Origin of the sequence: Microvirga sp. RSM25, from assembly GCF_044784385.1 — a bacterium.
Lineage (GTDB): Bacteria > Pseudomonadota > Alphaproteobacteria > Rhizobiales > Beijerinckiaceae > Microvirga > Microvirga tunisiensis.
In genome coordinates this window covers 3934042-3951359 of sequence record NZ_CP173039.1, presented here as the reverse complement: position 1 = coordinate 3951359, position 17318 = coordinate 3934042, and the positions used below count along the sequence as shown (strand labels likewise).

The 17318-nt window shown below is 61.3% G+C and carries 14 protein-coding genes and 1 pseudogene; 13 read left to right on the top strand and 2 right to left on the bottom strand.

Annotated elements, in window-relative coordinates:
- Positions 1–59 precede the first annotated feature (59 nt).
- From ACD578_RS18710 to ACD578_RS18650, 13 genes and pseudogenes are all read left to right on the top strand, one after another.
- Positions 60–893, top strand: a complete 834-nt coding sequence (locus tag ACD578_RS18710) for a universal stress protein (RefSeq protein ID WP_404287415.1) — start codon at positions 60–62, stop codon at positions 891–893.
- Positions 894–959: 66 nt separating this feature from the next.
- Positions 960–1337: an SPW repeat protein gene (locus ACD578_RS18705; RefSeq protein WP_404287413.1), complete on the top strand. Its 378-nt coding sequence runs from the start codon at positions 960–962 to the stop codon at positions 1335–1337.
- Positions 1338–1459: 122 nt separating this feature from the next.
- Positions 1460–1750 carry a hypothetical protein gene (locus tag ACD578_RS18700; protein WP_404287411.1) on the top strand — a complete coding sequence of 97 codons (291 nt, stop codon included), beginning with the start codon at positions 1460–1462 and terminating at the stop codon, positions 1748–1750.
- A 134-nt stretch (positions 1751–1884) separates the two neighbouring features.
- Positions 1885–3117, top strand: coding sequence for a 3-methyl-2-oxobutanoate dehydrogenase (2-methylpropanoyl-transferring) subunit alpha (locus ACD578_RS18695; RefSeq protein ID WP_404287409.1), 1233 nt, complete (start codon positions 1885–1887; stop codon positions 3115–3117).
- A 3-nt stretch (positions 3118–3120) separates the two neighbouring features.
- Complete coding sequence (locus tag ACD578_RS18690) at positions 3121–4134, top strand: alpha-ketoacid dehydrogenase subunit beta (RefSeq protein ID WP_404287407.1); 1014 nt, start codon at positions 3121–3123, stop codon at positions 4132–4134.
- A 1-nt stretch (position 4135) separates the two neighbouring features.
- Positions 4136–5461: a dihydrolipoamide acetyltransferase family protein gene (locus tag ACD578_RS18685; protein WP_404287405.1), complete on the top strand. Its 1326-nt coding sequence runs from the start codon at positions 4136–4138 to the stop codon at positions 5459–5461.
- Positions 5462–5465: 4 nt separating this feature from the next.
- Positions 5466–6865, top strand: a pseudogene (lpdA, locus tag ACD578_RS18680) (dihydrolipoyl dehydrogenase).
- A 556-nt stretch (positions 6866–7421) separates the two neighbouring features.
- Positions 7422–8738 (top strand): ABC transporter substrate-binding protein, encoded by a 1317-nt coding sequence (locus ACD578_RS18675; RefSeq protein WP_404287403.1) that lies wholly within the window; start codon positions 7422–7424, stop codon positions 8736–8738.
- Between the two features lie 190 nt (positions 8739–8928).
- On the top strand, positions 8929–9729 hold the full coding sequence (locus ACD578_RS18670) for a carbohydrate ABC transporter permease (RefSeq protein ID WP_404293946.1): 801 nt from the start codon (positions 8929–8931) through the stop codon (positions 9727–9729).
- Between the two features lie 9 nt (positions 9730–9738).
- A complete protein-coding gene (locus ACD578_RS18665) occupies positions 9739–10560 on the top strand; it encodes a carbohydrate ABC transporter permease (protein WP_152714506.1) in 822 nt (273 codons plus the stop codon).
- A 14-nt stretch (positions 10561–10574) separates the two neighbouring features.
- Positions 10575–11708, top strand: a complete 1134-nt coding sequence (locus tag ACD578_RS18660; RefSeq protein WP_404287401.1) for an ABC transporter ATP-binding protein — start codon at positions 10575–10577, stop codon at positions 11706–11708.
- Positions 11709–11809: 101 nt separating this feature from the next.
- Positions 11810–13492, top strand: a complete 1683-nt coding sequence (locus ACD578_RS18655; protein WP_404287399.1) for a GMC family oxidoreductase — start codon at positions 11810–11812, stop codon at positions 13490–13492.
- Entirely contained in the window at positions 13489–14970 is a 1482-nt protein-coding gene (locus ACD578_RS18650; protein WP_404287397.1) for a mannitol dehydrogenase family protein, read from the top strand. Before ACD578_RS18655 ends, ACD578_RS18650 begins: the two co-directional genes overlap by 4 nt.
- A 6-nt stretch (positions 14971–14976) precedes the next feature.
- On the opposite strand, the gene ACD578_RS18645 is transcribed toward ACD578_RS18650, so the two are convergent.
- The gene (locus ACD578_RS18645; protein ID WP_404287395.1) at positions 14977–16014 is read right to left on the bottom strand and encodes an NAD(P)-dependent alcohol dehydrogenase; all 1038 of its coding nucleotides are present in this window, start codon (positions 16012–16014) and stop codon (positions 14977–14979) included.
- Positions 16015–16137: 123 nt separating this feature from the next.
- Entirely contained in the window at positions 16138–17094 is a 957-nt protein-coding gene (locus ACD578_RS18640) for a S8 family serine peptidase (protein ID WP_404287393.1), read from the bottom strand.
- Positions 17095–17318 lie beyond the last annotated feature (224 nt).

Here is a 17318-nt window from a genome sequence, read left to right as displayed (position 1 = left end):
GTTTCGGGAGTATAGTAATTCCCTAGGCATCGGCTCGCAGGCTAACCGAGGTGGTTGCCATGAAAGCCATTCTGGTTCCGGTTGAGCAGCATAGCTTCATCCGTTCGGTCCTGGACGCCACCCTGCTGGTCGCGGGCCGGTTCGGGAGCCACGTGGAGGGCTTGGCCCTCGGTCCCGATATTCCTGATGTGATTGCCTTCGACGTTCCGGTCGGCTGGACCATCCTGAGCGAAAAGGAACAGCGCGAACTCGTGGAACGGTCTCGACACCTCTTCGAGGAGTTCATGCTCTCCTGTGCGGTGCCGCGAAAGACGGAGGCGCCGGATGAGGTCTCCTGCGGATGGCTCGGCCAGCAGTTGTTCGGGGACAGCTATATCGGCAGCTTCGGCCGGGTGTTCGACCTGATCGTGCTCGGCCGTCCCGGAGCGCGCGATGAGCCGCCGCGACTGGCCACTCTCGAGGCGGCCCTGTTCGAGGGCGGACGGCCCGTGCTGATGGTTCCGCCCTCGTCTCCGGCATCCATTGGTGAGACCATCGTGATTGCCTGGAACGGCAGCACGGAGACAGCCCGGACCGTGGCACTCGCCATGCCCATCCTTGAAAAGGCAGGCCGGGTCGTCGTTCTGACTCTGGAGGGGTGGGGCGTGGAAGGACCGAGCGGCGCGGAGCTGGCTCTTCGCCTGCAACGGAACGGTATCAGAGCCGAGACGGCGGCGCGCAGGTTAAACACGCGTTCCCCAGGCGAAGCCATCCTGGACGATGCAGCCTCTTTCCATGCGGATCTGCTCGTCAAGGGGGCTTATACCCAAAGTCGTCTGAGGCAGATGATTTTCGGCGGCGCCACGAGCCACATCATTGCCCATGCGGGCGTTCCGGTCCTGATGGCCCATTAGGAATGGGGAGACGCGGGGCCGGCTCTGGCACTGTGATATGCCCGATGGCAAAGGAGGGCGTGGATCATGGTCGACAACCGCACCGACATGACCATCAACATCACCAATGCCGTGCTCGGCGGAATCCTGTTTCTCTCCCCATGGCTGCTCGGCTTCGGTCAGGAGACCTGGGCTGCCCTGAATGCCAGGGTCAGCGGAGGGATTGTGGTCCTGCTGGCACTCCTGGCGTTGGTCCGGACCCATGACTGGGAGGAGTGGCTCAATGTGATCGCAGGTCTCTGGATTGCAGGAGCGCCCTGGCTCCTCTGGTTCGAGGATGTGCTCTCCGCGCGCTGGGCTCATGTGGTCATTGGGTTCTGCATTGTGGCGATTGCCGCTTTCGAACTCTACCGACTCTATCTCGAACCAGACGACATGGTCACTCGCCACAGGCCACCGAGATAAGCGTTGCGCGCTCGACGTGAGCATGGGGCTGGCTTCAGGCCTTTCTGATCCTGGTTCATGAGGCATCACGCCCGCTTTATTGGCGCTCGGGGGCGCATCGTCTGCAGCAGATGGAGCCATCCATGTATGTCGTCATTCGGAAATTCAGACACATGCGCTCGCTGCCCGAGGCGGCACGGCGGGCCGAGAGCGGGATCGGACAGATCCTGCGACAATCTCCGGGATTCCAGGGGTACCATGTCTTCGATTGCGGCAACGGTGTCGGCGGTTCTATTACACTGTTCGACAGTCGTGACACCGCGCTTGCAGCAAACGAGAAGGCCTTGATATGGATCCGTGCGAGTTTGGCCGATCTGGTTCAAGGAGAGCCTGAAATTACAGCCGGCGAGGTCCTGGTGACGGTGAAACCTTGATAGCGCTGCCTTGGGGGCCGTTATGCATGCTCTCGGAGCCTGTCGATAACCGGTATTCGCCTCTTTAGAAACGGCTCAGCCTATGGCCGAATGGTGTTTCGTTCCTAGTTCTCTCGGGAGGAGAACGAAAGACCATGACCGACTACGGACCGCTGACCCTTCACGTACCCGAACCGGCCGTTCGACCGGGAGGCACCCCCGATTTCTCAAATGTGAGAATTCCCAAGGCTGGAGCCGTTCCCCGGCCGGAGGTCGATGCGGATCCGGAAACCATCCGCGATCTCGCCTTCTCCATCATCCGGGTTCTCAACCGCACTGGAGAGGCGGTCGGCCCCTGGGCCGGGCTCTTGAGCGATGAAGAACTCATCGAGGGCATGCGCAACATGATGACGCTGCGCACCTTCGACGCGCGGATGCTGATCGCCCAGAGGCAGGGCAAAACCTCCTTCTACATGCAGCACCTGGGCGAGGAGGCTATCAGCTCCGCCTTCCGCAAGGCCCTGTTGCCGGGCGACATGAACTTTCCGACATACCGGCAGGCCGGTCTCCTGATCGCCGGCGGCTATTCGATGGTCGACATGATGTGTCAGGTCTATTCGAACTCCCGGGATCCGCTGAAGGGCCGCCAGTTGCCTGTCATGTACTCCTCCAAGGAGCACGGGTTCTTCACGATCTCGGGCAATCTCGCCACCCAATATGTCCAGGCCGTCGGTTGGGCGATGGCTTCGGCCATCCAGAATGACACCAAGATCGCGGCCGCCTGGATCGGAGACGGATCGACGGCGGAATCGGATTTTCACGCGGCGCTCGTCTTTGCCTCCACCTACAAGGCGCCGGTCGTTCTCAACATCGTCAACAATCAATGGGCGATTTCCACGTTCCAGGGCATCGCGCGGGGCGGGGCAGGGACCTTCGCTGCCCGCGGACTCGGTTTCGGCATTCCCTCGCTCCGGGTCGACGGCAACGACTATCTCGCCGTCCATGCGGTCGCGAAATGGGCGGCCGAGCGGGCGCGGCGCAATCTCGGCCCGACTCTCGTCGAGTACGTCACCTATCGGGTCGGTGCCCATTCGACGTCCGACGATCCGTCGGCTTATCGTCCGAAGACGGAGTCCGATGCCTGGCCTCTAGGCGATCCCATCATTCGGCTGAAGAATCATCTCATCCTGCAGGGAGCCTGGTCGGAGGAACGGCACAAGCAGGCCGAGGCTGAGATCCTCGATACGGTGATCGCGGCGCAGAAGGAGGCGGAGAGCTATGGCACGCTTCACGCCGGCGCCAAGCCGTCCGCGCGCGAGATGTTCGACGGCGTCTATGCCGAGATGCCGCCGCATCTGCGCCGTCAGCGCCAGCAGGCGGGGGTCTGAGCCATGGCGCGCATGACGATGATTGAAGCCATTCGCGACGCCATGGATGTCATGATGGCGCGCGATGAGCGCGTCGTGGTTTTCGGCGAGGACGTCGGCTATTTCGGCGGCGTCTTCCGTTGCACGGCCGGTCTCCAGCAGAAATACGGAAAGACGCGCTGCTTCGATGCGCCGATCAACGAAGCCGGCATCGTCGGGACGGCGATCGGCATGGCGACCTATGGCTTGCGCCCCTGCGTCGAAATTCAGTTCGCCGATTACATGTACCCGGCTTACGACCAGATCGTCTCTGAGGCGGCCCGGCTGCGCTATCGCTCGAACGGCGAATTCACCTGTCCCATGGTGGTCCGCATGCCGACCGGCGGCGGCATCTTCGGCGGACAGACCCATAGCCAGAGTCCCGAAGCGCTGTTCACCCATGTGGCGGGATTGAAAACCGTCGTGCCGTCCAATCCGCATGATGCCAAGGGGCTCCTGATCGCGGCCATCGAGGATCCCGATCCTGTGATCTTCCTGGAGCCGAAGCGCCTCTACAACGGCCCCTTCGACGGGCATCACGACCGACCGGTGACGCCATGGTCGAAGCACGATTTGAGCGAAGTGCCGACGGGTCATTTCAGCCTGCCGCTCGGAAAGGCCTCGATCGTGCGGGAAGGCTCGGCCGTCACCGTGCTGGCCTATGGAACGATGGTGTATGTCGCGCAGGCAGCGGTGGCGGAGACCGGCATCGATGCGGAAATCATCGACCTGCGGACGCTGCTTCCGCTCGACATGGAAACGATTGTGGCATCCGTCAGGAAGACGGGCCGCTGCGTGGTCGTCCACGAGGCCACTCTCACGTCGGGCTTCGGGGCGGAGCTGGCAGCCCTCGTTCAGGAAACCTGCTTCTTCCAGCTGGAGGCGCCCGTCGCCCGGGTGACCGGATGGGACACACCTTATCCGCATGCTCAGGAATGGGATTACTTCCCAGGGCCGGCCCGTGTCGGGCGCGCCCTTGTCGAGACGATGGAGGCCTGACATGGGCGAGCACCTGATCAAAATGCCCGATGTCGGCGAAGGCATCGCCGAGGCGGAGCTCGTCGAATGGCACGTCAAGGTCGGAGATCTCGTCCGTGAGGATGCGGTTCTGGCGGCTGTGATGACCGACAAAGCGACGGTGGAAATTCCGTCGCCCGTCGATGGCGAAATTCTGTGGCTCGGCGCCGAAATCGGCGACGTGGTAGCCATCGGCTCTCCCCTGATCCGCCTGAAGGTGGAGGGAGAGGACAGTATCTCTTCCGAGCGCAGTCAGAATGAGAAGGCAACCGAGCCGCCCGTGCGGACCGGAGAGATCGAAGCCCAGGCGGATGGCGCGGTCAAAGTTTCGGACGCCATTGTCGAACGGCAGGCGAAGAGCACTCCGCCGCAACCGGTCGAGAAGCTGCCGGCTCCCCCCGTGAGGATGCATCGCGCGCCCGTGACGCGCGCCGAAGGTGATAAGCCGGTTGCTTCGCCTGCCGTCCGGTTGAGAGCGCGCGAGGCTGGGGTCGATCTGCGGCAGGTTCCGGGCTCCGGTCCCGCCGGCCGGATCACCCATGAGGATCTGGATGCCTTCTTCGCTCACGGCCGCCAAGTCGCCAAGGCGCCGGGACTGTCCCAGAACACGTCGGTCGAGCACGTCAAGGTCATCGGGCTGCGGCGCAAGATTGCGGAGAAGATGGCGATTGCGAAATCGCGCATTCCGCACATCACCTATGTCGAAGAAGTCGACGTGACCGCGCTCGAGGACCTGCGAGCGACGCTCAATGCGAACAAGCGGGCCGACCGGGCGAAGCTGACGTTGCTCCCGTTCCTGATGCGCGCGATGGTGAGAGCCATCGCCGAACAGCCACATCTGAACGCCATCTACGATGATGACGCCGGCGTCGTCCATCAGCATGGCGGCGTGCATATCGGCATTGCGACCCAGACGGGCTCCGGCCTCATGGTGCCGGTGGTGAAGCATGCGGAGGGCCGCGATCTCTGGGAGTGCGCGGCCGAGCTGAACCGGCTTGCGGAGGCGGCGAAGTCCGGTCTCGCAACCCGTGAGGAGCTGAGCGGATCGACGATCACCATCACGTCGCTCGGCGCCATGGGAGGCATCGTCACCACGCCGGTGATCAATTATCCGGAGGTCGCCATCATCGGCGTCAACAAGATGGTGGTGCGACCGGTTTGGGATGGATCGACCTTCATCCCTCGCAAAATGATGAACCTGTCCTCCAGCTTCGATCACCGGATCATCGATGGCTGGGACGCGGCAGTCTTCGTGCAGCGCATCAAGGTGCTGCTCGAGACACCCGCCATGATCTTCGTGGAGGCGTAACCCGATGAAGGATATTTCCTGCAAGCTCCTCGTCATCGGAGCCGGACCCGGAGGCTATGTCTGCGCGATCCGGGCTGGGCAGCTGGGGATCGACACGGTCATCGTCGAGGCGGGAAAACCCGGCGGAACCTGTCTCAATGTCGGCTGCATTCCCTCCAAGGCGCTCATTCATGCGGCGGAGGAATACGACAGGATCGTTCATCTGGCGAACGGTCGGAATTCACTCGGAATCAGAACGACGAAGCCGGAGCTCGATCTCTCCCAGACGATTGTGTGGAAGGACGGTATCGTCGGGCGCCTCAACAGCGGTGTGTCGGGTCTGCTCAAGCGGGCGAAGGTGAAAGTGGTTCAGGGCCGCGCGCGCTTTCGCGACGGCAAGACGGTCGAGGTGGAGACGGAAACCGGCCGTCAGATCATTCGCGCCGAGACTGTCGTGATCGCAACGGGATCGGCTCCCGTCGAATTGCCGAACCTGCCATTCGGCGGACCTGTGATTTCCTCCACCGAGGCGCTGGCGCTGACTTCGGTTCCGGATCGCCTCGTCGTGGTCGGCGGCGGCTATATCGGCCTGGAGCTCGGCACGGCCTTCGCGAAGATGGGCTCGAAGGTGGCGGTCGTCGAGGCTCAGTCACGCATCCTGCCGCAATACGATGCCGAACTGACGCGTCCGGTGTCCAAGAGGCTGCAGGCACTCGGCATCGAGGTGATGACCGGTGCCAAGGCGAAAGGTCTGGCGAAAGCGGGCGGCACGTTGCTGGTCGAGGCGGAAGACGGATCGGAGGCATCCTCGCCGCCGCCGACAAGATCCTCGTCACGGTCGGCCGGAGGCCGGTCACGCAGGGCTGGGGGCTGGACGAACTCGTCCTCGACATGGATGGTCCCTTCATCCGCATCGATGAGCGATGCCAGACATCGATGCGCGGGATCTATGCCATCGGCGACGTGACGGGCGAGCCGATGCTGGCCCATCGTGCCATGGCGCAGGGCGAGATGACGGCTGAAATCGTCGCGGGTCACAAACGCGCTTGGGATAAGCGCAGCATCCCGGCGGTCTGCTTCACCGATCCCGAAATCGTCACGGTCGGCTTGTCGCCGGAAGCAGCGCGCCGAACGGATGTCGACATCGCCGTTGGTCAGTTCCCGTTTTCAGCCAACGGTCGGGCGATGACCAAGCTGGGCGAAGACGGCTTCGTGCGGGTCGTCGCCCGCGCGGACAATCATCTCGTGCTTGGCATCCAGGCCGTCGGCCATGGCGTTTCCGAACTGGCGGCCGCCTTCGGCTTGGCGCTCGAAATGGGTGCGCGCCTCGAGGACATCGCAGGCACGATCCACGCCCATCCGACACAAGGCGAGGCATTCCAGGAGGCAACGCTCAAAGCGCTGGGACACGAACTCCATATCTGAGGTTGAGATCATGCCGATCAGGATTTCAGCTTTGGCTGCGGGGCATTCATCATCCAAACGATGACGACGGAAAGTCTCTACAGCAGCTGTCTCATGGCGAGCCTCCCGAAATTCGGGGGCATCAACGGAGTGTCAGTTGCTGACGGGGAGGATCAAACGTTACAGTAAGGCGGGCTCGGGTTAGAGACATCATCTGCGCGCCGAGGACCTTCCGCCAACCACGAAAGCCTTCCGCCGACAGCAATACGCTAAACTCCAGTGCGCATACAAAACGATCTGATCGCGAGGGTCGATGCCGTTCACGTCTGCTTTAAAGAAAGAACACAAAGCCGCCTTGCTGCGTGGCGACGTTATCTAGGCATATTGAGGAACGTGACAACTCCTCTCAAGGGGTAGATCAAACAATAGAAGCATACTGGCAAAATCGATAATAAATATTGATATATGCCAAGTCAAAGCAGGTTTTGTTTCGGTAATTGACGGCCATTACTGGCCGTGCGAGCATTCATTCTTATAACTAAATACAATCCAAATTGACTTCCGCCGGGAGGAAATAATGCAGTTGAGACAGCTTACGCTATTGTCTGCAGTAGGTTGGATTGCAGGCACGGGTCTGGCCTTCGCTCAAGGCCAAACCTTGACGATTGCAACGGTCAATAATGCTGACATGATCATCATGCAGCGGCTGTCACCCAAGTGGGAGCAGGCCACGGGCAACAAGTTGAACTGGGTGGTGCTCGAGGAAAACGTGCTGCGTCAGCGCGCGACCACTGATATCGCCACCAAGGGCGGGCAGTTCGACATCATCACGATCGGTTCCTATGAGGCGCCGATCTGGGGCAAGCAGAACTGGCTCATCACCCTCGATGATCTCGGCGCCGATTATGACTATGCCGACATCATCCCATCCGTGAAGAATGGCCTTTCCTATAACGGCAAGCTCTATGCCGTGCCGTTCTATGCCGAAAGCTCGTTCACATTCTATCGCAAGGATCTGTTCGATCAGGCGGGCATCAAGATGCCGGATAAGCCCACTTACGATCAGATCGCGGAATATGCGGCCAAGCTGACCGACAAGTCGAAGGAGCAATACGGCTTCTGCCAGCGCGGCAAGCCCGGCTGGGGCGAGAACATGGCCTTTATCGGTCCCATGGTGAATGCCTTCGGCGGACGCTGGTTCAACGAGAAATGGGAGCCCCAGCTCACGACCGAGCCGTGGAAGAACGCGATCAATTACTACGTCAAGAACATGCGGGAGTATGGACCTCCTGGTGCTACGGCGAACGGGCACAACGAGAACCGTGCCCTGTTCGCGACGGGACATTGCGCCATGTGGGTCGATGCCACGTCGGCTGCGGGTTACATCTACAATCCCAAGGAAAGCCAGGTCGCGGACAAGACGGCCTTCACGGCTGCGCCGGTGCAGGTCACGAGCAACGGATCGGGCTGGTTCTGGGCTTGGTCGCTTGGCATTCCTGCCTCCTCGAAGAAGGCCGACGCCGCCAAGTCCTTCGTGAAATGGGCGACGTCGAAGGACTATATCACGCTGGTGGGCAATGAGGCTGGCTGGGTCGCCGCTCCTCCCGGCACGCGCAAGTCGACCTACGACAATCCCGAGTATCAGAAGGCTGCGCCCTTTGCGAAAGTGGTGTATGACGCGATCGTCAATGCTGATCTGACCAAACCGACGAAGGATCCGGTCCCTTATATCGGCATCCAGTATGTCGCCATTCCCGAATTCCAGGGCATCGGCACGGCCGTCGGGCAGCAGATCGCTGCCGCACTTGCTGGACAGACGACCGTGGAGCAGGCGTTGGAAACGGCGCAACGCTCTACGGAGCGCACGATGAAGCAGGCAGGCTATCCGAAATAAGCCAATCGCCACGCAATCGGCGGGCATTAGCACCCGCCGATTGCTCTCTTCAGTGTGAGCAACCGAGATGGCGAGCACCACCACAACCGTCCCCGTTCCCAGCGCCGCGGCTCCTGCTGGGCGGCGCAGCCAGCGTAATGTCAGAACCCTGCCATTGATCGCGCCATCCGTGGTCATCCTGTTTCTCTGGATGATTGTGCCACTGGTGATGACGCTCTGGTTTTCGTTTCAATACTACAACCTGCTCGATCCGTCGGTTGGCGGCTTCGCGGGCTTCGAGAACTACACCTTCCTGCTGACCGATCCGTCGCTCTGGACGGCAATGGCGAACACGCTTTTCCTGGTCTTCTGGGTGCTCGTGATCACCGTGGGTTTGGGCACTCTCCTTGCCGTCCTGTTCGATCAGGATTTTTACGGCCGGAGCATTGCCCGCCTGCTGGCCATCGCTCCGTTCTTCGTCATGCCGACGGTGAGTGCGTTGATTTGGAAGAACATGCTGATGCACCCGGTCAACGGGCTCTTCGCATTCTTCGCCCGCTCCCTCGGCCTGCCGGCCATCGACTTCTTCGGCAGCTTCCCGCTGACCTCCGTCATCATCATCGTCGCATGGCAGTGGCTGCCGTTCGCCCTGCTGATCCTCCTCACCGCGATTCAATCGCTCGACAGCGAACAGAAGGAGGCCGCGCGCATGGACGGCGCCGGGCCGTTCTCGATGTTCTTCTTCATCATCTTGCCCCATCTCGGCCGCGCCATCAGCGTCGTCATCATGATCGAGACGATCTTCCTGCTGTCTGTCTTCGCCGAGATCTACGTCACCACTTCGGGTGGGCCTGGCCTCGCGTCAACCAATCTGGCTTTCCTGATCTATCTGCGGGCCTTGCGTGAATATGACGTGGGCGGCGCATCGGCTGCCGGCGTCATCGCCGTGATCCTCGCCAATATCGTGGCGATCTTCCTCGTCCGCTCGATTGCCAAGAATATCGCCGATTGAGGTTGAGCCATGCATCCAAAAACCCGTGATAAGCTCATCTTCACACTGGTCGGATGGTTCGCCGCCGGGCTGATCTTCTTCCCGATCTTCTGGATGATCCTGACGAGTTTCAAGACCGAGGTGGAGGCGATTGCGACGCCACCAAAACTCTTCTTCACACCGACACTGGAGAATTACGTCACCGTGCGCGAGCGGGCGGATTACATTCATTTCGCCATCAACAGCATCGTCATCTCGGTCGGAGCCACGCTTCTGGCGACGCTCATTGCCGTCCCGGCCGCGTACGCCATGGCATTCTTCCCGGGAAAGCGGACGAAGGATCTGCTGCTCTGGATGCTGTCGACCAAGATGATGCCGGCCGTCGGCGTCCTGATCCCGATCTATCTGCTCTTCCGGGATACCGGCGCCATCGATACGCGCTGGGGCCTGATCGTCGTCTACACGCTCATGAACCTGCCGATCGTGGTGTGGATGCTCTACACCTTCTTCAAGGAAGTGCCTAAGGACATTCTTGAGGCTGGACGCATGGACGGAGCCAAGCCGAAGCAGGAGGTCTGGATGCTGCTCCTGCCTCTGTCGCTGCCCGGCATCGCATCGACGGCGCTCCTGTCCATCATCCTGTGCTGGAACGAGGCGTTCTGGAGCCTGAACCTCACCACCTCCGAGGCGGCTCCGCTGACCACCTTCATCGCCTCGTTCTCCGCCCCTGAAGGATTGTTCTGGGCCAAGCTCTCCGCCGCATCGACGATCGCCATCGCACCCATCCTGGTCTTCGGCTGGATGAGCCAGCGCCAGCTCGTGCGGGGCCTGACCTTTGGTGCCGTCAAGTAAACGGGAAGTGCAACATGTCGACAATTGTCCTCAAAGGCATTGAGAAGAGCTACGGCGCGGTGCAGGTCATCAAGGGCGTCGATCTGTCCATCGACGACCGGGAGTTCTGCGTCTTTGTCGGTCCCTCCGGATGCGGGAAGTCAACGCTCCTGAGGATGATCGCCGGACTCGAGGAGATCACCGAAGGTGACTTGCTGATCGATGGTCAACGCGCCAATGACGTGCCTCCATCGGAGCGCGGCCTCGCCATGGTATTCCAGTCCTACGCCCTCTATCCGCATATGTCCGTTGCGGACAATATGGGATTCTCGCTGCGTCTTGCCGGCGCGTCCAAGGACGAGCGGCGTGCCAAGGTGGCGGAGGCTGCGCGCATCCTGCACCTGGACAAGCTGCTGGACCGTAAACCCAAGGAGCTGTCCGGTGGCCAGCGGCAGCGCGTGGCGATCGGCCGGGCCATCGTGCGCAAGCCCAAGGTGTTTCTCTTCGACGAGCCATTGTCCAATCTCGATGCGGCGTTACGTGTCCAGATGCGCATCGAACTGGCCCGCCTGCACGATGAACTGGCGGCAACCATGATCTATGTCACCCACGATCAGGTCGAGGCCATGACGATGGCGGACAAGATCGTGGTGCTGCAAGGAGGCATCGTCGAGCAGGCCGGTACGCCGTTGGAGCTCTATCATCATCCGAGAAACCTGTTCGTCGCGGGCTTTATCGGCAGCCCCAAGATGAACTTTTTCCCCGCGACAGTCACGGCGGTGGCGGATGCGGCAACCACCATCCAGCTTGCCAGCGGAGCAAGTCTGGCGGTTCCCGTTCGACCCGCACGCCAAAAGGCCGGGGATGCAGTGACCCTTGGTGTGCGGCCCGAGCACATGAGGCTGGCAGGAGAGGGGGAGATCGTCGGCGAAGTAATGGTGGTCGAGCGGCTTGGCGGCGAAACGTTTCTTTATACTCAGATCAAGGACGGAACGATGCTGATCGTGCAAGCGGATGGAGAAATTCCGACTGGCCTGCACGAGCGCATTGCCATCAAGCTCGATCCGGCAACATGTCACTTGTTCGATGATGACGGCTTCGCGATCGAGCGCGTGCAGCGGCATCCGCTGGCCAATCTGCGCCGAGTACCGACCCGTAAGGCGAGCTAGCGTATCGTGCGAAGCCGGCGATCCGCGTCGGTGAAAAGTGGACCTGGCTTTCCGCACGTTGCGCCACTCAAGAGAGAAATCCTTCGTTCCAGAGGCGGCTGATGGCCTCAAAGCGATTTGATTACATCGTGGTCGGCGGCGGCAGCTCAGGCTGCGTCGTGGCAAGCCGTCTTGTAGCCGAGCATGACGCTCGGGTGCTGCTCGTCGAGGCGGGGGTCCGCCGGGTAAGCCCGATCCTGGCAATGCCGGCGGGGTACATGAAGTATCTCGCGCGCGATACATACCTGACGATGCACCATGTCCTTCCCCAGAAGCAGCTCGGGGGCCGCGCGCCCGTCGTGCCGCAGGCCAAGGTGCTGGGTGGAGGAAGCGCCGTCAACGCTATGGTCTATATCCGCGGCCAGGCTGCCGATTACGACGGGTGGGACGAGGCCTTGGGTGGCACGGGATGGAGCTTCAGGGATCTCCTTCCGTATTTCATTCGGCAGGAAGGCAACGATCATCTGGGTGCGCCCTATCACGGCGTCAGCGGCCCCTTGAAGGTGTCTCACCTGGGACAGCACTCGGCCATGAGCCGCGCCTTCGTGCAGGCGATGCAGGAGCGGGGCGTTCCTTATACGGCCGACTTCAACGGAGCTCAGCAGAACGGCGTCGGCTTCATGCAGCACACGATAGATTGGACCACCCGCCGCCGGCGCAGCGCGGTCGATGCATTCCTTCGGCCTGTCCTGTCCCATCCTAAATTGACTGTGCTGACGGAGACGACGGTCACTCGCATCCGGTTGGAGAAAAGCCGCGCGATAGGAGTGGAGCTTCACGGGCCTGCCGGATCGGAAACTGTTTTCGCCGATACGGAGGTAATTCTCGCAGCCGGCACTTACATGACGCCGAAGCTTCTGATGCTCTCCGGCATCGGCCCTGTCGAAGAACTGTCGCGCCATGGGATCAAAGTTGCCACGGACTTGCCCGGCGTCGGTCAGAACCTGCAGGATCATCATGAAGTTCCCATCGTTGCAGCGACCTCCGGGCCCTTCGGCTATTTCGGTCAGGACCGCGGCCTCGCAATGCTGAGCAACGGGTTGCAGTACATGCTGTTCAAATCGGGTGCCGTCACCACCACAGGTGTGGAGGCCTGCGCCTTCATCGATCCTGATGGCGGCGAGCGGCCGACGATCCAGCTCTATTGTGTTCCCACGGTCTATCTCGATCGCGATGTCTCGGGCATCGAGCCGACCCATGGGGTGACGTTGAACCCGTGTCTGCTGCGTCCGAAGGCACGTGGCTCGGTGCGGCTTGCATCTGCCGATCCAACCGTCTTGCCGCGGGTGGATCCGCAGTTCTTCGGCCATCCGGACGATCTTCGCCTGACCATTGCCGGGTTGCGTTATGCGCGAGAGGTTCTCGCGACAAGTCCCGTTAGGGAAATGGTCACACAGGAGCTGTTTCCAGGCGAGAAGGCCGCTTCGGACGAGGACCTCGCCGATCATTGTCGCAAAACGGTCAAAACCAACTACCATCCGGTCGGCACCTGCCGCATGGGGCGCGACACCGATCCTCTTGCCGTGGTCACACCGGATCTGGCAGTCCGCGGTATTACAGGGTTGAGGATCGTCGACGCCTCCATCATGCCGACCATCCCCAGCGGCAACACGAATGCGCCGGTGCTGGCAATTGCCGAAAAGGCCGTTGACATCATCACAGGTCATGCCCGCATGTTCCATGAAGGGGCAACAGCCCCATCGAACCAAGTTTCTTCCGTGCCCGATCAGGTCCATCCCTCATGAACCAAAGCTTGAATCTCGCCAATCTCGTGAACCTGCCGTCCAGTGTCGCCAAGCCTCGCTATGCCCGGGATGAGCTTAAGGCGGGCATCCTGCACATCGGCGTCGGCAACTTCCACCGCGCTCATCAGGCCGTTTATCTGGACGATCTCTTCAATGCCGGAAAAGATCTCGACTGGGCTCTGACCGGCGCGGGCATCCGCGCCGGCGACAGGGCGATGCGGCAGGCGCTGGAGCCTCAGGACTGGTTGACGACGGTAGTGGAACTCGAGCCCGGCGCCAACATCGCCCGGGTGACCGGCGCCATGATAGGCTTCGTGCCCGTCAATGAGGACGGACGTGCCATCGTCGATGCTCTCGATGATACCGCGCTGCGCATCGTCTCCCTGACCGTCACCGAAGGCGGCTATTGCATCGATCCAGCCACGGGATCGTTCAATCCGGAACATCCTGACATCGTTTATGATGCCGCTCACATGGATGCGCCCAGAGGCGTGTTCGGGGTTCTCCTAGCGGCGTTGAAGCGCCGTCGCGATGAGGGTCGAGCACCTTTCACCGTGATGTCGTGCGACAACATTCCCCACAATGGCCAGGTGGCGAGGGATGCTGTGGCAGGTCTCGCCGATCTCGTGGATCCTTCGCTGGCGGCTTACGTGCGAGAGCAGGTAGCCTTTCCCAACAGCATGGTCGACCGCATCACACCCGCGACGTCTGACCGGGAGCGTACGATTCTGATGGAGCGCTTCGGCATCCAGGACAACTGGCCGGTTTTCTGCGAACCGTTCCGCCAGTGGGTTCTGGAGGACAACTTCCCGACGGGCCGTCCGGCCCTGGAGGACGTCGGCGTCACGTTCACGCCGCATGTGGCGGCCTTTGAGCTGATGAAGCTTAGAATTTTAAACGGCGGGCATGCCACCATCGCCTATCCGGCAGGGCTCCTGGGAATTCACTTCGTGCACGACGCCATGGCAGATCCGCTGGTGCGGGGTTTCCTGGACAAGCTGGAGACCGAAGAGATTATTCCTTGCGTGCCGCCTGTGCCTGGTGTCGATCTTCAGGTCTATTACCAGCTGATCGCCCGCCGTTTCGCCAATCCGGATGTGGGGGATACGATCCCGCGTCTGGCCCAGGACGGTTCCAATCGGCAACCCAAGTTCATCCTGCCCTCGACGCGGGACCGTCTGAATGCCGGAGCCGACGTAACGGGTCTCGCCCTCGAATCGGCTTTGTGGTGCCGCTATTGTGCAGGAACCACCGATGCCGGTGAGCCTTTCAATCTTGATGATCCCAATGCCAGCCGCCTGACACCTGCAGCCTCGGCCGCAAAGGACGATCCGACATCCTTTCTCGATCTGCGCGACATCTTCGGCGATGTCGCGGATGCTCCGCAGTTTCGATCCCGGTTTGAGACGGCTTTGCAGAGCCTATGGCGCGATGGAACCCGCGCCACTCTGCAGCGCTACTTGAGTGGGAGTTCTTGAACGCGCTCAGGCGGGCATGTCGATCTGCACCTTTACGGATGCCGGCGGCATTGCCTTGGCTAGGTCGAAGGCTTCGACGCTCTCCTCGAAGGAGAAGCGGTCAGTGATCAGCGGCTTTACGTCAATTTTGCCGGACGCGATCATCGCCACTGCCCGCGGGTATACATGGGCGTAACGGAAGATGCTCTCGACTCTGGCCTCTTTGACCTGTGCCTTGCTGACATCGAAGGCAAACGGTTCGAGAGGAATGCCGACAAGAGCAATCTTTCCGCCGGGACAGACAAGATCGAAGATCTCCACCATGGCAGGCGGATAGCCCGAGCATTCGAAAACGACATCGGCGCCCCAATCGTCGCTCTCACGTTTGACAACGCCCAGAAGATCTTGGTTCCTGACATTGACCGGAATTACGGGACCAAGCGTACGCGCCATTGCGAGTTTCGGTTCGTGGATGTCGCTCACGATGACTCGCGAGCAGCCGGCGGCTAAAGCTGCCAGGATCGTCACCATGCCGATCGGGCCCGCACCGATGACGACAGCGAGATCGCCGGGCTGCACCTGCACCTTGGTGGCGGCGTGCACCCCCACAGCCAGAGGCTCGACCATGGCGCCTTCGGCATACGAGACATGATCCGGAAGCTTGAAGGTGAAATCCGCCGGATGGACGACGGTCGGTCGCAACACGCCATGCACCGGCGGTGTCGCCCAGAAGCGAACGGCCGGATCGAGATTGTACTTTCCCAGTCGGGTTGCGCGGCTCGCCGGATCGGGGATGCCGGGCTCCATGCAGACGCGGTCTCCGGGCTTCAACTCCGTCACGGCCGAACCAACCTCGACGATCTGGCCGGCCGCCTCATGTCCGAGGATCATAGGCTCCTTGACCACGAACGGACCGATGGCTCCATGAGTGTAGTAGTGTACGTCACTACCGCAAACCCCGACCGTTCGAAGGGCGACCCGGACATCCCGAGGTCCCAATGTTTCCTCGATCGGGATATCACGCAAGCTGAGTTCGTCCTTGCGCTCCAGCACCAGCGCCTTCATGACCCACTCTCCTTTTCGAGAGTTCCCAGTCTGCATTATCAGGGCGAAAGTGCCTAGCACTTCCGAGTGCTTGCCCGGCTCTCCGATGTCGACTGAAGAACTCGAACGAGTGAGGAATGCCAGTCAAGGAAGTTCGGATTTCCCATCTGTTGACGAATGTGCAACCGGCGTCTCGCTTTGATCAGGCGAGCATAGGCTCGAAGCTTGCAGGAGCCCGTAGCCGTAAGTCTTGTCGCGGCCCGGCGCGCCGAGATCGAGGGTGCTGCTCTCGAGTATCGCCTGAAGATCTGTCGCATTCAACGTGCCGCTGGACGCGCTGAGGATCGCTGCCGCGGCCGATATGAACGGCACGGCGTAGGATGTGCCGCTCTTGACGGAGGAGCCGCCACCAGCGGACGCGACCCATAGGTCCACTCCGGGAGCGGCCAAGTCGATATACTCACCCTGCGTTGCCCGGGAGTAGATGGCGAGCTTCTTGTCCACGGCGGTAACGGCGATCACTCCGGGATAGGCGGCGGGATAGGACGGCTCTGCACCAGCGCCGTTATTGCCAGCCGCCGCAACAATGACCATGCCTTTCGCTTGGGCGGAAGCAATCGCTCGCTTCAAGACTTCATTGGGCGAACCGGACAGGCTCATGTTGACGACACGCACGTTGTGTTCTGCCAGCGTCTCCAACGCCCTGACGAGCGTGATCACGTCGGTCCGATCCGTGGTCCCGCCATCGCGATAGAAAGCATCCACGGCCAGAAGACGCGCGCCGGGAACGAGACCGGGAGTGCTGCTGCCGCTCCGGCCGACGAGGATCGCCGCTATAGCTGTGCCGTGATCCTGCTGAGACGGGCTGCCGCGAAGCTCGAGACCTGACAGGACTTCGATCGCCTGTCCTTTCAGGGCTTCATGCTCGCGATTGATGCCTGTGTCGATCAGGCCGATGGTCGGAGCGGGGCCGCATTGTTCGGAGGCGGATCCGCTCCAGCCGACCAGCGAAATTGCCTCGCAGCTTGGCCCGGAGCAGGCCGAGCCTTCGTCCGTGTAGTAGTAGTGGTCGAAATCGGCCGCCGCGCCCGCATCGACCATACGCACCCTGCGCTGTGCCTCGCCAAGAGATATTCCGCGCGGCGGCATAAGCCGAACCACGCTTGCGAGAGTCCCCTTCGTCTGCATCTCCGTCCGGAAGCCTTGTGCGCTCAACCGAGCCAAGCTGGTTGATGTCAGGCCAACCGCAACAATCGAATGCTCGGCGCGAACGGGTTTGGGGAGAGGTCGGTCCGCCGTTGCTGCTGGGGGAGCAGGACGAGAGG

Excerpts from the sequence above, each read along its gene's own strand:
- ACD578_RS18710 (WP_404287415.1), top strand. The coding sequence starts at position 60 with ATGAAAGCCATTCTGGTTCCGGTTGAGCAGCATAGCTTCATCCGTTCG.
- ACD578_RS18705 (WP_404287413.1), top strand. The coding sequence starts at position 960 with ATGGTCGACAACCGCACCGACATGACCATCAACATCACCAATGCCGTG.
- ACD578_RS18700 (WP_404287411.1), top strand. The coding sequence starts at position 1,460 with ATGTATGTCGTCATTCGGAAATTCAGACACATGCGCTCGCTGCCCGAG.
- ACD578_RS18695 (WP_404287409.1), top strand. The coding sequence starts at position 1,885 with ATGACCGACTACGGACCGCTGACCCTTCACGTACCCGAACCGGCCGTT.
- ACD578_RS18690 (WP_404287407.1), top strand. The coding sequence starts at position 3,121 with ATGGCGCGCATGACGATGATTGAAGCCATTCGCGACGCCATGGATGTC.
- ACD578_RS18685 (WP_404287405.1), top strand. The coding sequence starts at position 4,136 with ATGGGCGAGCACCTGATCAAAATGCCCGATGTCGGCGAAGGCATCGCC.
- ACD578_RS18675 (WP_404287403.1), top strand. The coding sequence starts at position 7,422 with ATGCAGTTGAGACAGCTTACGCTATTGTCTGCAGTAGGTTGGATTGCA.
- ACD578_RS18670 (WP_404293946.1), top strand. The coding sequence starts at position 8,929 with ATGATTGTGCCACTGGTGATGACGCTCTGGTTTTCGTTTCAATACTAC.
- ACD578_RS18665 (WP_152714506.1), top strand. The coding sequence starts at position 9,739 with ATGCATCCAAAAACCCGTGATAAGCTCATCTTCACACTGGTCGGATGG.
- ACD578_RS18660 (WP_404287401.1), top strand. The coding sequence starts at position 10,575 with ATGTCGACAATTGTCCTCAAAGGCATTGAGAAGAGCTACGGCGCGGTG.
- ACD578_RS18655 (WP_404287399.1), top strand. The coding sequence starts at position 11,810 with ATGGCCTCAAAGCGATTTGATTACATCGTGGTCGGCGGCGGCAGCTCA.
- ACD578_RS18650 (WP_404287397.1), top strand. The coding sequence starts at position 13,489 with ATGAACCAAAGCTTGAATCTCGCCAATCTCGTGAACCTGCCGTCCAGT.
- ACD578_RS18645 (WP_404287395.1), bottom strand. The coding sequence starts at position 16,014 with ATGAAGGCGCTGGTGCTGGAGCGCAAGGACGAACTCAGCTTGCGTGAT.
- ACD578_RS18640 (WP_404287393.1), bottom strand. The coding sequence starts at position 17,094 with ATGGTCGATGCGGGCGCGGCGGCCGATTTCGACCACTACTACTACACG.